Annotated in this window: 14 protein-coding genes; 5 read left to right on the top strand and 9 right to left on the bottom strand. The window is 39.9% G+C overall.

Annotated elements, in window-relative coordinates; all coding sequences use genetic code 11:
• Positions 1-11 precede the first annotated feature (11 nt).
• On the top strand, positions 12-1,988 hold the full coding sequence (uvrB, locus tag CDOM15925_RS05975) for an excinuclease ABC subunit UvrB (RefSeq protein WP_169942083.1): 1,977 nt from the start codon (positions 12-14) through the stop codon (positions 1,986-1,988).
• A 137-nt stretch (positions 1,989-2,125) separates the two neighbouring features.
• Here uvrB and CDOM15925_RS05970 read toward each other — a convergent pair whose 3' ends face one another.
• From CDOM15925_RS05970 to rpmB, 5 genes are all read right to left on the bottom strand, one after another.
• The gene (locus tag CDOM15925_RS05970; protein WP_283956674.1) at positions 2,126-4,222 is read right to left on the bottom strand and encodes an RNA degradosome polyphosphate kinase; all 2,097 of its coding nucleotides are present in this window, start codon (positions 4,220-4,222) and stop codon (positions 2,126-2,128) included.
• Between the two features lie 249 nt (positions 4,223-4,471).
• Complete coding sequence (locus CDOM15925_RS05965; protein WP_169942080.1) at positions 4,472-4,699, bottom strand: HP1242/YdcH family protein; 228 nt, start codon at positions 4,697-4,699, stop codon at positions 4,472-4,474.
• A gap of 56 nt (positions 4,700-4,755) precedes the next feature.
• The gene (gene argJ / locus CDOM15925_RS05960; protein ID WP_169942078.1) at positions 4,756-5,937 is read right to left on the bottom strand and encodes a bifunctional glutamate N-acetyltransferase/amino-acid acetyltransferase ArgJ; all 1,182 of its coding nucleotides are present in this window, start codon (positions 5,935-5,937) and stop codon (positions 4,756-4,758) included.
• Positions 5,930-7,060 carry a potassium channel family protein gene (locus tag CDOM15925_RS05955; protein ID WP_169942099.1) on the bottom strand — a complete coding sequence of 377 codons (1,131 nt, stop codon included), beginning with the start codon at positions 7,058-7,060 and terminating at the stop codon, positions 5,930-5,932. Before CDOM15925_RS05955 ends, argJ begins: the two co-directional genes overlap by 8 nt.
• 21 nt (positions 7,061-7,081) lie before the next feature.
• The gene (gene rpmB, locus CDOM15925_RS05950) at positions 7,082-7,276 is read right to left on the bottom strand and encodes a 50S ribosomal protein L28 (protein WP_169942076.1); all 195 of its coding nucleotides are present in this window, start codon (positions 7,274-7,276) and stop codon (positions 7,082-7,084) included.
• Between the two features lie 186 nt (positions 7,277-7,462).
• On the opposite strand from rpmB, the gene CDOM15925_RS05945 reads away from it, so the two are divergent.
• The 4 genes from CDOM15925_RS05945 to CDOM15925_RS05930 are packed head-to-tail and all read left to right on the top strand — an operon-like array spanning position 7,463 to position 11,062.
• A complete protein-coding gene (locus tag CDOM15925_RS05945) occupies positions 7,463-8,248 on the top strand; it encodes an HDOD domain-containing protein (protein WP_169942073.1) in 786 nt (261 codons plus the stop codon).
• Positions 8,238-9,602 (top strand): STAS domain-containing protein, encoded by a 1,365-nt coding sequence (locus CDOM15925_RS05940; RefSeq protein WP_169942071.1) that lies wholly within the window; start codon positions 8,238-8,240, stop codon positions 9,600-9,602. Before CDOM15925_RS05945 ends, CDOM15925_RS05940 begins: the two co-directional genes overlap by 11 nt.
• 12 nt (positions 9,603-9,614) lie before the next feature.
• Entirely contained in the window at positions 9,615-10,262 is a 648-nt protein-coding gene (gene rpe / locus CDOM15925_RS05935; protein ID WP_169942069.1) for a ribulose-phosphate 3-epimerase, read from the top strand.
• The gene (locus tag CDOM15925_RS05930) at positions 10,259-11,062 is read left to right on the top strand and encodes a 3'-5' exonuclease (RefSeq protein ID WP_169942067.1); all 804 of its coding nucleotides are present in this window, start codon (positions 10,259-10,261) and stop codon (positions 11,060-11,062) included. The genes rpe and CDOM15925_RS05930 overlap by 4 nt, the downstream gene beginning before the upstream one ends.
• A 70-nt stretch (positions 11,063-11,132) precedes the next feature.
• Here CDOM15925_RS05930 and epsC read toward each other — a convergent pair whose 3' ends face one another.
• From epsC to CDOM15925_RS05910, 4 genes are read right to left on the bottom strand one after another with little or no spacing between them, the layout of a single operon-like run.
• Complete coding sequence (gene epsC / locus CDOM15925_RS05925) at positions 11,133-11,669, bottom strand: serine O-acetyltransferase EpsC (protein WP_502707279.1); 537 nt, start codon at positions 11,667-11,669, stop codon at positions 11,133-11,135.
• Between the two features lie 12 nt (positions 11,670-11,681).
• Positions 11,682-12,593, bottom strand: a complete 912-nt coding sequence (gene cysK / locus CDOM15925_RS05920) for a cysteine synthase A (protein ID WP_169942065.1) — start codon at positions 12,591-12,593, stop codon at positions 11,682-11,684.
• A gap of 9 nt (positions 12,594-12,602) precedes the next feature.
• Positions 12,603-13,706 carry a glycosyltransferase gene (locus CDOM15925_RS10155; protein WP_169942063.1) on the bottom strand — a complete coding sequence of 368 codons (1,104 nt, stop codon included), beginning with the start codon at positions 13,704-13,706 and terminating at the stop codon, positions 12,603-12,605.
• A gap of 4 nt (positions 13,707-13,710) precedes the next feature.
• A complete protein-coding gene (locus CDOM15925_RS05910) occupies positions 13,711-14,379 on the bottom strand; it encodes a 3-methyladenine DNA glycosylase (protein WP_169942061.1) in 669 nt (222 codons plus the stop codon).
• Between the last annotated feature and the right edge of the window lie 5 nt (positions 14,380-14,384).

Below are 14,384 nucleotides of genomic sequence, written 5' to 3'. Positions count from 1 at the left end.
AAAGGCGTTTAATGACAAATTTTGAAATTTCATCCAAATTTAGCCCAAGTCCTGATCAAGCTAAAGCTATCAAAAATATAGTAAAATCGATAAATTCAGGCTCAAACTACCAGACTTTGCTTGGCGTAACAGGCTCGGGCAAGACTTTTACGATGGCAAACGTGATAAAAGAGCTAAATATGCCGACCCTTGTCATGACTCACAACAAATCTCTTGCAGCGCAGCTTTACAGCGAATTTAAGGGCTTTTTCCCACGCAATCACGTGGAATACTTCATCAGCTACTATGACTACTATCAACCAGAAGCTTATATCCCGCGCCAAGACTTGTTTATAGAAAAAGATAGCTCCGTAAACGAGGAGCTTGAGCGCATGAGACTGTCGGCTACTGCGAGCCTGCTAAGCTTTGATGATGTGATATGTGTAGCTTCGGTGTCTGCAAACTACGGCTTAGGAAATCCAAGCGAGTACCAAGGCATGGTGCTGTATCTAAAAACAGGCGACACGCTAAATCAGCGCAAATTGCTTAGCAAGCTTGTGGATATGGGCTACAAGCGAAATGACGCTTACTTTGACCGCGGTGACTTTCGCGTAAACGGCGATGTAGTCGATGTCTATCCTGCATATTATCACGACGAGGCGCTTAGGATAGAGTTTTTTGGCGATGAGATCGATGAGATGTATCACTTCGACGTGCTGGAAAATAAAAAAACCAAAAACGTGACGAAATTTACACTTTATGCGACAAGTCAGTTTGTGGTGGGTGAAGATAGGCTAAAAATCGCTATAAAGCAGATAGAAGCCGAGCTTGATGAAAGGCTTAAGGAATTTAACGCCGAGGGCAAGCTGGTAGAGGCTCAAAGGCTAAAGCAGAGGGTTGAGTTTGACCTTGAGATGCTAAGCTCAACCGGTATGTGCAAAGGGGTTGAGAACTATGCGCGCCATTTGACCGGGCAAAAGCCGGGCGAGACACCGTATACGCTGTTTGATTATTTTGAAGTTAGCGGCAAGGACTATCTAGTGATAATCGATGAAAGCCACGTGAGCTTGCCGCAGTTTCGCGGAATGTATGCAGGCGATAGAAGCCGTAAGGAAACGCTTGTGGAGTATGGATTTCGCCTACCTAGCGCACTTGATAACCGTCCTTTGAAATTTGATGAGTTTATCTCTAAAAAAGCGAAATTTCTCTTTGTATCGGCAACTCCAAACGAGCTTGAGCTGGATCTTAGCAAAGGGCGTATTTATGAGCAAATTTTACGTCCTACAGGCTTGCTTGATCCGCAAATCGAGATAAAAGATAGCGACAATCAGGTTGAAATTTTGTTTGATGAGGCAAAGCGAGTGATAGAACGTGATGAGCGCGTTTTGGTAACGGTGCTAACCAAAAAGATGGCAGAGGAGCTAAGCCGCTACTACACAGAGCTTGGCATCAAGGTCAAATACATGCACTCAGATATCGACGCTATCGAGCGAAACGAGATCATAAGAGGGCTTAGAAGCGGGGATTTTGACATGCTAATAGGCATAAATTTGCTTCGCGAGGGGCTTGACCTGCCTGAAGTTAGTCTGATAGCGATAATGGATGCCGATAAAGAGGGCTTTTTGCGCTCTACTACGAGCTTAATCCAAACCATGGGACGAGCGGCTAGAAACGTAAACGGGCGAGTGCTGATGTTTGCAAAAAAAATCACGCGCTCTATGCAAGAAGCGATGGATACGACCTTAGCGCGCAGGAAGCTGCAAGATGAATACAACAAAAAGCATGGCATCACTCCACGCTCCGCAAGCAGAAATATCGAAGAGAGCCTAAAGATCGAAGATGATGGTGAAATTTATCGCCAAGGCGAAAATCTAGAAAAGATGCCTGCTGCCGAGCGCGCTAAAATAGTAAAAGAGCTAAGAAAACAGATGCTTGAAGCCGCAAGCAAGCTTGAGTTTGAAAAGGCTGCTGCACTTAGAGACGAGATAGCAAAGCTTCGTAAAATTTGAAATGAGCTAATCAAATTTAATATATTTGTTGTAGATATGGCTTATTTTTTAGTGTAGATAAAATTTTGGTTCTTAGATATAAGGATTGTATTGATTTTAAGGCAAAGCCAAATTTAGCCCTGCCTTAAATTTAGATTCTAGCTTTCTTTAAAAAGCTTTGAAGCTATCTGCTCTCGCTTAACTTTATCGGTATCTTTCTTAGTAGTTTTATAAATTTTACTTACGTACTCTTCAAAAATTTCTTGCGAATTTATGCTTGGTTCGCCCTCTTTTGGGGTTATTTTGCGGTATTCGCCGCTATTTTCAAGCACAAACGCAAGCTCATTATCGCTTAGCTGAAGTTTTAAAAATTCCAAAAGCCTATCTTGCAAATTCGGATCAAAAATCGGCGTCATAAGCTCAAGTCTGCGTTCTAAATTTCTTGGCATCCAGTCCGCACTTGAGATGTAAATTTGTGGGCTTGCATGCTTAAAGTATAAAATTCTCGCGTGTTCTAGGTATTTGCCGATGATAGAGCGCACTCGGATATTTTCGCTTACGCCTTTTATGCCCGGGCGTATGCAACAAATCCCGCGAACGATAAGATCGATACCAACCCCCGCCGCACTTGCCTCGCTTAGCGCGTTTATGATATCGCTATCCACTAAAGCGTTCATTTTAGCTATGATTTGCCCATCTTTGCCGTGCTTGGTTTCGGTCTTAATCATCTGTAAAATTCGCTCTTTTATCTGCATCGGCGACATTGAAAGCGTGCTTAATCTGCGATGTTTGGAAAAGCCCGAAAGTATATGAAAAAATGTAGTCGAATCGCTTGCAAAAGGGCTTTTGCTCGTAAAATAACTAACATCTGTATAAATTTTAGCAGAGCCGCCGTTATAATTACCCGTACCAAAGTGCATATAAAATTTAAGCTTATCACCTACTTGACGGATAACCTGACTAACCTTAGCATGCACCTTAAAGCCCGCTATGCCGTATATCACGTGCGCACCTGCGTCTTCAAGCGCCTTAGCCCAATGAAGGTTGTTTTCCTCATCAAAGCGCGCCTTAAGCTCAACCATGACCGTTACCTGCTTACCATCGCTTGCCGCATCTATCAGAGACTGAATGATAGGCGAATTTTTATCGGCTCTATAAAGCGTCATGCGTATAGATATTACTTTAGGATCCTTGCTTGCCTCTTTGATAAACTGCACTACAGGATCAAAGCTCTCGTAAGGGTGAATCGCGACCACGTCTTCCTTATCAATCACGTCAAAAATAGAAGAGTGCTCGCTAAAAGGAAGTAGAGTCCTAGGCGTATATGGAGGAAGCGCAAGATGAGAAAATTCTTTATTTCCTACTATCTGCCATAGCGAATTTAAGGTAAGCGGAACCGTGTATTCGTAAATATCCTTGTAAAAAATCTTCATGTGAGTATTTAGAAACTCGACTATATCCGCATCGGCGTCTTTTTGTATCTGCATTCTTACAAAAGCACCTTTTCGTCTTAGCTTAAGACCTTGCTCAAGTATGAGCATAAAGTCATCGGCCTCTTCTTCTTCGATGATAATATCGGCATTTCGCGTAACCCTAAAAGCGGCGGAGCTAATTAGCTTATACCCTGGGAAAATTTCTTCAGCATGACGCTGAACGATAGTCTCAATAGGCACATAAACATTATCGCTTGCCTGATAAAAGCGAGGTAAAACGCGAGAAATGCGTATCATGCCGTATTTTAAAATTTCAGGATGCTCCATGTCGGCAAGCTTAACGGCAAGCGAAAAGCTAAGGTTGTTTAGATGTGGGAACGGATGAGTCGTATCTACGGCGATCGGAACTATCACTGGAAGGATGTTTGAAAAGAAATAATCATCGCATTTTTTCTTAAGATCGGGCGAAATTTCATCATAATTTTTTATAAAAAGATTATGCTTTCCAAGCTCGATTAAAGTATCTTTGTAGTGCTTTTCTACGACGGCTAGCTCTTCTTTTATATATTTTCTTATATCTCTTAACTGATCAAGCGGACTCATGCCGTCACTACCGCTAGAGACAACTCCTGCGGCAAAAAGTTGCTTAAGTCCTGCTATGCGTATCATATAAAATTCATCCAAATTTGTCATATAAATAGCGATAAATTTGAGCTTTTCAAGCGGAGGCAAATTTTTATCGCATTGCGCTAAAACGCGCGAGTTAAATCTAAGCCAGCTAAGCTCACGATTTATAAAAACACTTCTTTTTTCTGTCATCATATTCCCTTTTTTACGGCAATTTAAGTGGATTTTATCAAATTTCATTTTAGAAAGCTCTTATTATTTGATAATTTTTCTTTATGTGTGTATAATACGCTTTATTTAAGTTGTTACAAAGGATTTGCGGTGGCGGAGTATGTTACGGCTACGGGAATTTTGATTGTTTGTTTGGTGATTTTTTATATTCTTAAGAAAATTTCAGTGGATTAAAACCCGCTTCAAGTTTTCAAAGCGGGCTAATTTTAGAGCTTAGAGTCCTTTTTCTTTTTTATACTCTAAAATGATCGCATACGCTTCATCTTTTAGTTTTAGCTTCTCTTTTTTCATCGTTTCAAGACGGAGTTGATCTGCATACTCCCTACCCTCTTCAACGTCTTTTATTTTTTGATCCAGTTCGTTATGTTTATCAAAGATAGACGCAAATCTAGCGTTTGAAACTTTTAGTTCTGTTATGATATCCCTATATTCGTGTAGCATTTTTTCTCCTTGAGGATTGTTTATGGAATTTTAGCAACTCAACCCTAAATAATGGGTTAAGAACGGTAATCTGCGTTTATGCTTACGTATTTATGTCCCAAATCGCATCCGTAAGAGCTAAATTTAGCCTCTCCTGCGTTTAGATTGCATCTTATCTTATAACTTGGTTTTTTCATAACCTCATGAGCAGCTACTTCTCTTTTGGCATCGAGCTCTTTATGAAATTTATCATACACAAGCACATCATCATAATAAATTTCAAGCTCTTCTTCGTCGCATTCAACGCCACTTGCGCCGATAGTTGAAGCTATCCTGCCCCAGTTTGGATCCTCTCCGAATAAAGCGGTTTTTACAAGAAGCGAATTTGAAAGAGCTTTAGCTGCCTTTTTGGCTTCATTTAAATTTAATGCTCCGATAATCTCAAATTCCACCACCTTAGTAGCTCCTTCGCCATCACGAACAAGCATCAAGGCAAGCTCTTTAGTTATTAAATTCAACGCTCTCCTAAAAGCCTCTTTGTCATAAAATTTAGCCTCTTTAGAACTTAAAAGCATGATAGTATCGTTCGTGGAAGTGTCGCCATCTACGCTTACACAGTTAAAACTGGCCTCGCAAGCATCCTTTAAAAGCTCGTCCATATCGCATTTTGGGATATCGGCATCCGTTAAGATAAAGCAAAGCATAGTCGCAAGCGCAGGATTTATCATGCCCGCCCCTTTGCAAATCGCAGCTATCTTAAATTCTCCGTCTTTTGTCTTAACGCTTAAAGCAAGCTCTTTTTTAAAGCTATCTGTCGTCATTATCGCACTTGCGACGCCGTTTGAATCTCGCGAACCGAAGTCAAATTTATCAAACGCTGCACAAATTTTTTCTTTATTTAACCTATATCCTATGACGCCTGTTGAACTCATTACAGGATTTATCAAATTCATATTTTTGCCTAAATTTGCAAAAATTTCATCGATATCGTTTATGCCCGCTTCGCCAGTCATAGCATTTGCATTTTTGGAATTGAGCAAGATAAAATTTGTCTTGAAATTTTGCTCTTTTTTTAAAAAATGCCTTACAGGAGCGGCTTTAAATTTATTACTAGTAAAGACGGCTGCAACATCTACTGGCTCATCTGTGCGGATAAACCCTAGGTCGTTACCTTCTTTTTTAAAGCCCGCATTTACTCCGCCGAAGTAAAATCCTCCGATATTTTCAAACCCTTTTTCAAGCCATTTGATCTCACACATATTTAAATTCCTCAGGCTTATGTTTGTTTTTTACTACCTTTTTTGTAAGACGAATTGCCTCTGCAGTACCTATAACAAGCAGTTTGGTACCTGTTCCTATGAGAGTATCGCCTCTTGGCATCGGGATAAATTTATTATTTACATCTCTAATACCTACCACATCGGCATTTGTGATATTTCTTAAATTTGTCTCTTTAAGACGCTTAAATCTTATCCAAGAGTAATCAGGCACACTAATCTCTTCGATATCGATAGGCGAATCCTTCTTATACAAAAACTGCTCGAGCAAATTTTCCATATCAGGGCGCACGCTCATGGCGCTAAGGCGCTGTGCGACGAGCTTTGAAGGCGAAACCACGCTATTTGCACCAAGCTTTTTAAGGCGCTCGGTATCATCGTCGTTGTCGGAATTTGTCATTATAAAATACGGTCTTTTTCGTCCGATCTCTTTTTCATATAGCCTTACGGTTGCGATAAGGGCGATATTATCGGCTATATTTGAGCTAAGAGTGATAAGTCCTTTTGCGCTTGATAAGTGGGTTTTTAAAAGCGCTACTTTGGTATGCGGCTGAGAGATGATATAGTAAGGATAGCGATATTTTTCTGCGATCTCAGGCAGATCTTCGCGCGGGTCTATAACGACAAAAGGTATATGATTTTCCCTAAACTGCGCACTTAACTCAATGGTGTATAAATTATGATAGCAGATGACAAAGTGATTTTTGAGCCTTGCAATCTTATAAAGCATTTGCCTCTCCTTGATAACTGAAACTAACGCACCTTTTTTTAAAACTTCCACCAAAAGACCGATGGAAAAAGTAAAGACACAAAATCCAAGTAAGATAAAAGTGATAGTAAAAAGACGTCCGGCAGGGGAAATCGGAGCGACTTCCGTAAATCCTACCGTAGTAAAGGTCATTCCTGCCTGATAAATAGCGTCTATCAGGCTAAAATTATCTATAAAAACATACCCCGCCGAGCCTATCATCATCATCAAAACAACTAAGATAAGAGGAAGGCGAAATGGGCGAAGCTGTTCGTATAGTTCCGTGTTTAGGTTTATTTCCGGTTTTGCGAAGCTAGACCAGTTGAGGAATTTTTTAATCTTTCTTAACAAAGATATATTCCTCCTTTACTTAAAATTTTAAGAGCGTGACTGTTTTCTCATTGTTCTAAGCGTAGAAGCGGCTACTTTGATCTTTCTTGTCGTGCCGTCTTCAAGCATAACTCTTATAGTTCTAAGATTTGGTAAAAACCTTCTTTTAGTTCTGTTTTTGGCGTGGCTTACGTTGTTTCCAACCATAGGACCTTTGCCTGTAATTGCGCATATTCTTGACATAATTTTTCCTTCGAAACAAAAATTTCTGCTGATTTTATCCAAAACAAACCAAATATTAACTTAAATAAATTCTTAAGTCTTGCCTAAAAAGCAACTATAAACTTTTGAATTTTAATCTTTTTTTATGAATACAAAGGTTAAAATATCCAATTATTAATAAAATTTCAATAGAAGCGAAATGCGATAATGATAAATCAAGCGGACATAGATAGGATAATATCTCAAATTCCGGCAATTCCTGCTATATTAAAAACCTGCCAAAGTGCTCTTGCAAGCGGAGATTTAGCCAAGGCCGCAGCAGTTGCAAGCAACGACTTAGCGCTGGTAGGATATATGCGCTCTATCATAAATAAACCAATCTTTGGCTTCAAAAAAGAGATAAAGGACATATCCCAAATTTTCGCAACGCTTGGAGTGGATGAAACTATAAATGTGCTTTATTCCTATTATGTTTTGCTAACAACCCCTAAAAAATGGCAAATTTTTGATATGGATACGCATAAATTTGCAAATTTACAGGCTAATTTTATGTTTAATTGGGGGCAAATTTTAAAAGAAATTTCAGTAAACGATAAAGAAATTTTAAAATCTATCACTCTAATTCCCGCAAGCATCTGTCTATGCGAAAAAATTTTCGAAACGAATTTGGATGATTTAAGGCTGATAAACAAGACAAGCGGAGTTAGTTATAACGAAATTTTAAGAAGGCAAAGCGGGCTTGATATATTTGAGCTATGCTGTCTGGTAGGTCAAAAGTGGCAGTTAAGCTCCACTATCATAGACATATTTTCAAGACTTGGCAAAAAAGACAGACAAGATAAGATAACAACCTATATAAATTTGCTGATCTCTTATGAACTCTCAAAGTCGGAATTTAGAAACACAGGCTTTGGAGAGCTCTTTGAGTTTGATTTAGAGCCTAGCGAAGACGAAATTGAAATTTTCATGAGAGCCGTATCTTATGAAGCCTAAATTTAAAGAGAGCGTGGTTGTCTTTTCTCCGCACGGATTTCTTGACGGAGACGGCTCAAAATATGAAATCGAAGCTATCGACAAGGAGCTAATCCTTTCTAGAAAATTTGAGTGCATTCTAATCTCTTTAAAAAAAGTCGTTTATTTTAACAAAAGAGGGCTAAGCTCTATCGTAGAGTCCGTCTATGAACTTGCAAAAAAAATCGACGCAAACATCGCATTTTGCGACTATAACGAAACGAAATTTAAAGCGATAAAAAGCATGTCGGCAAACAACTTGAATTTTTCGCTCTTTGAAACTCAAGAGATAGCGATGCTGTTTTTCACAAGCCCAAAAAAAAACTCTAAAAATAAAAAAATTCTGCTATTTCACGACAATCAAGAGCAAAAAAACCAGATCGCGCTAAGGCTCGTTGAGCGAGGATATGATATCTATGTAGCAAAAGAGATAAAAGAATTTAGAAGGCTTTATGACGAGTACGATATAAAAATTTCGCTAATTCACATAAATTTAAACGAACGAAATTTAACGATAAAGGTACGAGAAAATGTTATCATCTACAAGCTAACAGGCTACATAGACTCAAATTTCGCCGAAAATTTCGATATGAAAGCTCACACCAACTCGCTTAAAGTCGGTTTTAAATTTTTTGTATTTGATGCGGCCAAGGCAAGATCGATCAATATCCACGGAGTTAGCTTCCTTGCCAAGCTTTCAACCGCAAGCGCGGAATACGGCGCGACAATCGCTATTTGCGGACTTAGCGACGCAAATACTTCAGAAACTTTAAAAAACGATTTAGAGGATTCGGGAATTTTACTATATAATGGCATCGAAGATTTTTTTAGCGATGAAAGCACTATAGAAGGCGGTGCGGGTATGCTTGAAGCAAAGCCTAGAAACATCACAAAAAGCCTTGTAGAGCTGCTTCCGCTAGTGCTAAAAACGACCATGGATACGATCTCGCTAATTGCAAAAGCAAGCGTAAGCAGAGGCGATGTAAGCATAAAACAATTTTGCTTTAATAAAGATGTGCTCACAGGCTGCATTGCATTTTACGGCGATGTAGATGCTAAAATTTTGCTATGTCTTGATAAAAAGACGGCAACAAAATCCTGCAGCGTCTTACTGCAAGACGATGACGAAACATCGCTAAACGACGCTTACGGGAATTTGATGGTAATAATCGCAAATAAGCTTTTAGCATGGTTTGAGTCAAAGCGTCTTAAGGTAGAGCTTACGATGCCTAATGTATTTGATGATTATATGAGTTACGGCGACACCGTAAGCAAGGGCGCGTTCGTCGAGCTTAAAGTCGACGGCACCGACGGTGCGCTATTTTTAAGTAGATAATAAAGGAATTATATGTACGTTGCTCCGAGTATTTTATCGGCTGATTTTGGAAATTTAAGAGCGGAAATAGAGGCGATCTGCGAAGCGGGTTGCGATCTTGTGCACGTTGATGTTATGGATGGGCATTTTGTGCCGAATTTAACCATCGGACCGCTTGTGGTAAGTGCAGTTGCAAAGGCTTCCACAAAGCCTCTTGATATACACTTGATGGTGCAAAACAACACGTTTTTTGCCGATCTTTTCTTGCCGCTTAAGCCTAAATTTTTAAGCTTTCATATAGAGGAAGAAAAGCATCCGCTAAGACTAATAGACCATATCAGAAAAAACGGCGTAAGCCCTGCTATCACGCTAAATCCGCACACGCCTATTGAAACTCTTGAATACATCATAAACGAGATTGATATGGTGCTTTTAATGAGTGTAAATCCGGGCTTTGGCGGACAGAAATTTATCCCTTCAGTGCTTGAAAAAGCTCGCAAACTACGCGAAATGATAGAGCGCAAAAACGCAAAATGCCTCATAGAAGTTGACGGCGGAGTAACGGGACTAAACGTAGCCGAACTTGATGAAGCTGGCGTTGATATCGTCGTTGCGGGCAATTATATATTTTCATCAAACTCTTACGCGGAGGCGATAAGAGCGCTAAAGCTTGAGTTTTGAACCAAAAGCTAGAAAATCTCATAAATTTACTCTGCAAGCAAAATTTAAGCTATTATGAATTTATCTCAAAAGCAAACGAGATAGAAGAATTAAGCTCGATATTTGACGTAAGAGACCTTGCTATGTGGCAAATTTTAGGGCTTGACATTAAGCGAAACGGCTCAAATGAGATAGAGTTAAACACAAGAAAAAGAAATATAGACGATCAAACTTTTTGCGTCGTGGATATCGAAACGAGCGGCGGCATAAACAGCGGACAGATCATAGAAATCGGCGCGATCAAGATAAAAGACGGAATTGAGCTTGATAGATTTGAAACTCTCGTGTATGCAAGCAATATACCTGAAAACATCTCCGCGCTTACGGGCATACAAGTAGAGGATCTCAAAGGCGCTCCAAGCCTTGCAAGCGTGCTTGAGAAATTTAGACTTTTTTTAGCCGAGTGCGTTTTCGTAGCGCACAACGTGAAATTTGACTATGGATTTATCAGCGCCAGCTTTGAGAAATTCGGACTTGGCACCATGCTAAATCGCAAAATTTGCACTATCGATCTAGCTCGTAGAACAATCCCCTCGCTTAAATACGGGCTTGGCGCGCTAAAAGAGGTTTTAGGCATACAAAACACCCATCATAGAGCGATGAACGACGCTATCGCCGCAGCTGAAATTTTTAAAGCCGCAATTAAAAATACTCCAAGTGTAGTAAGGTACACGGAAGATCTTATAGAGTTTAGCAAAACCGCAAATACGGTCAAAAGACCCACAATTAGCGCTCAAACCGTGATAAATTTTGAAGAGTGATTTTTAAGCTCTACCCGCTCGCAATTAATCTAAATTATATAAAAAGCTTAAATTTTAGAGTTTGCGGGCTTTAGCTTTCGATTTTCTCGCCGTTTATCCTCACAACTCTAGCGGGTATGCCGACCACCGTTGCATTATCGGGCACATCCTTAAGCACGACGGAATTTGCGCCGATTTTTGAATTTTCGCCTACCGTTATAGCTCCAAGCACCTTTGCACCTGCTGCTATGACAACACCGTTTTTAATAGTCGGATGACGCTTGCCTACTTCTTTACCCGTTCCGCCAAGAGTTACTTGATGATACATCGTAACATCATCTCCGATCTCGGCTGTTTCTCCAATAACTACCCCCATGCCGTGATCGATAAAGAGTCTTGAGCCGATCTTTGCGCCCGGATGTATCTCAATGCCCGTTATAAATCTTGAAATTTGAGAGATAAATCGAGCAATAAAAAAGAATTTCTTCACGTATAAAAAATGCGAAAATCTATGAAAAACCACCGCATGAATGCCCGGGGTGTTTATAAGCACTGCCCAAAAGCAGCATCCGTTTGCGGCGGGATCTTTCTCGCCGACAGTGGCAACCAGCTCTTTTATCTCTTCAATTATCTTCAAATTTTAAGCCTCGTATAACGCCGTACTTAGGTATCTCTCGCCATTATCGGGAGCTATAAACAGCACTTTTTTGCCCTCGCCTAGCCTTTTTGCCGTGCGGATAGCTACAGCAAGAGCGGCGCCTCCGGAGATCCCAAGCAAAATTCCCTCGCTTTTTGCCAAGGACCTAGCCGCCTCAAAAGCCTCTTCATTACCAACTAGCTCTATTGTGTCGATTAAAGAAGTATCAAGAGTATCGGGGATAAATCCCGCTCCTATGCCTTGAATTTTATGTGCGCCTGCCGGATTTCCGGAAATCACGGCGGAATCCTTTGGCTCAACTGCGATTATCTGTGTGTTATAGCCATTTTCTTTAAGCACTTTAGAAACACCGCTTAGCGTCCCGCCCGTGCCGACACCGGCTACAAAAGCGTCAAGATGCTTAAAATCACTCATTATCTCAACTACGGTAGTCTTTACGTGAGCTTGCGGATTATAGGCGTTTTCAAACTGGCTTAGCATCACATATCCTGGCTGTTTTACAAGCTCATTTGCCTTTTGAATAGCACCTTTCATGCCTTTTGCACCCTCGGTTAGCACAAGCTTGGCCCCATAAGCGGCTAAAATTTTACGCCTTTCTATGCTCATTGTTTCAGGCATAGTTAGCACGACCTCATATCCAAGCGCGCTTGCCGTCATGGCTATGCCGATGCCCGTGTTTCCGCTTGTGGGCTCAACTATGATATCACCATTTTTCAACGCGCCGTCTTTTTGCATCTCAAGAATCATATTTGCAGCGATCCTATCTTTTACCGAGCCGCCCGGGTTAAAAAACTCAAGCTTGGCGTAAATTTCTGCCATGCCTGCTTGTTTTAAGCTATTTAATTTTACTACAGGCGTCTTTCCTATCGTTTGAATTATATTATCATATATCATTTTATTCCTTTAAATTTTGCTTAAAATTTTATCTATATCACGGATATAGTTATCCATGCTAAATCTTTTTATGATTTCCTCATCGGGCGTTTTTTGAATTGGCTTTTTAAGATTTTCAAGGCATTTTAAAAGCTCTGCGCTATCTCGATTTAAGATATGAAAATTTTCTTTATTTGATGAAATTTCATAAATTTCTCTTATCGCAGCGATATCTGAAAATATCACTCCAAGCCCATAGCCAAGAGCTTCTAAAACTACGCGTGGCATGCCTTCCGTGCTTGAAAAACCAAGCAGATAGTCGTTTTGCGAGTAAATTTCATCCATGTTTTTAACAAAGCCAAGATTTGTTACTTTGCCCTCTTTTTCTAAACGATTTAGCTTTTCTTGCGCCCTCTCTTTAAATTTACCGCCACCCGCCAAAGTAAGTTTGATATCATCTCGCTTGAGTCCAAGCAAGGCGTCAAATACAAGCTCATGCCCTTTAAGCTCTAAAAAATTCGCACTCATTATTAAATTTATACTATCTTTTGGGCTATTATCTTTAAAATTAGAGTTAAAAATTACAGGGTCATATACTACGTTCTTTTCTATCTTTAGCTGATTGTCATAAAATTCATGCGTTGAATTTGAAACGCTGATAGGAGTAAATTTAAGCTTTTTTAAAATTTCAACCTTAAAATTTTCCACTTCGGCATTTTTTCTTAAATGCTGAATTACCTTAATACCAAGGGCGTTAGCCGCATCGATATATGCCAAATTCGTTGAAAAATGATTATTTAGATAAATTATGTCCGTTTTTACGCTTTTAAACAGACTAAGAGCGAATTTAAACTCGTTTTTGTATAAATTTTTGGCTAAAATTTCTTTCGAAAAAGCTCTTAAAACTTCTCTTTTAAACTTGGAAATTTGCGGTTTTTCTTCAAATTTTATAAACTTAACACCGATATCGCTCATAGCTTCCGATACTCTCTTGCCGTCTATATAGTAATCTCTTTCAAAAAATACCGATATGTCGTAGTTATCTTTTTTTGTAAACTCACGCAAAAGGTATATAAGACTTCTCGTGCCCCCTCCGCACTCAAGACCGGTATCGATAAATAAAACTTTTTTCACGATATCACCTTAACGTATCAAGCAGTTTAGCGCCTGCTTCGTCAATCTTCTTTCCTTTGAAGTGAGCTTTGCCAAATTCCACTATCTTGCCGTGATAGCGCGCAAAAATTTGATTTAGACCAAGCTCTTTTCCGTAAGCTCTGTAAACTGCGCTTGTATCGATATCTTCAAACCACTCGCGCGCCTCTTCGTAGCTTTCAAATTCATATCCGAAATAAGCCAAAATCCTAAGTGCGTAGCTATCCACGCACATCACTTCGCGCTCACAAGCATAGCAAAGTATCGCGTCACAAGTCTCGGCACCTATGCCTCTAATGCCAAGAAGCCACTCTCTGCTCACGTTTTGCTTAAAGCTCTCAAAGCTGCCAAATTCCTCGTATATCGCCTTGCAAAGCAAGCTTAACCTCTTTGCTTTAGTGTTGTAAAAGCCGCTTGGTTTAATCATGATCGCAATGCTCGCCGTGCCTAAATTCGCTAAACGTTCAAGAGTTAAATTTCCGCTATTTTTTAGATTATCAAGCGCTTTTTGAGCGTTTTTCCATGCAGTATTTTGCACTAAAACTGCACCTACAACCACTTCAAAGCTACGCGAATTTGGCCACCAAAGCTCATCTTGCAAATCCGCTTTAATTCCCGCGTTTAAAAGCGTTATTAATAGTTCTTCGCTTCTCAAATTTC

Source organism: Campylobacter sp. RM15925 (genome assembly GCF_012978775.1).
In the GTDB taxonomy this organism is placed as follows: Bacteria; Campylobacterota; Campylobacteria; order Campylobacterales; family Campylobacteraceae; genus Campylobacter_A; species Campylobacter_A canis.
Note: the sequence above shows the minus strand (reverse complement) of the source record. Positions and strands in the feature narration are given on the sequence as shown.

Excerpts from the sequence above, each read along its gene's own strand:
- cysK (WP_169942065.1), bottom strand. The coding sequence starts at position 12,593 with ATGATATATGATAATATAATTCAAACGATAGGAAAGACGCCTGTAGTA.
- CDOM15925_RS05970 (WP_283956674.1), bottom strand. The coding sequence starts at position 4,222 with ATGATGACAGAAAAAAGAAGTGTTTTTATAAATCGTGAGCTTAGCTGG.
- CDOM15925_RS05945 (WP_169942073.1), top strand. The coding sequence starts at position 7,463 with ATGATAAATCAAGCGGACATAGATAGGATAATATCTCAAATTCCGGCA.
- argJ (WP_169942078.1), bottom strand. The coding sequence starts at position 5,937 with ATGTGTGAGATCAAATGGCTTGAAAAAGGGTTTGAAAATATCGGAGGA.
- rpe (WP_169942069.1), top strand. The coding sequence starts at position 9,615 with ATGTACGTTGCTCCGAGTATTTTATCGGCTGATTTTGGAAATTTAAGA.
- CDOM15925_RS05940 (WP_169942071.1), top strand. The coding sequence starts at position 8,238 with ATGAAGCCTAAATTTAAAGAGAGCGTGGTTGTCTTTTCTCCGCACGGA.
- CDOM15925_RS05965 (WP_169942080.1), bottom strand. The coding sequence starts at position 4,699 with ATGCTACACGAATATAGGGATATCATAACAGAACTAAAAGTTTCAAAC.
- rpmB (WP_169942076.1), bottom strand. The coding sequence starts at position 7,276 with ATGTCAAGAATATGCGCAATTACAGGCAAAGGTCCTATGGTTGGAAAC.
- uvrB (WP_169942083.1), top strand. The coding sequence starts at position 12 with ATGACAAATTTTGAAATTTCATCCAAATTTAGCCCAAGTCCTGATCAA.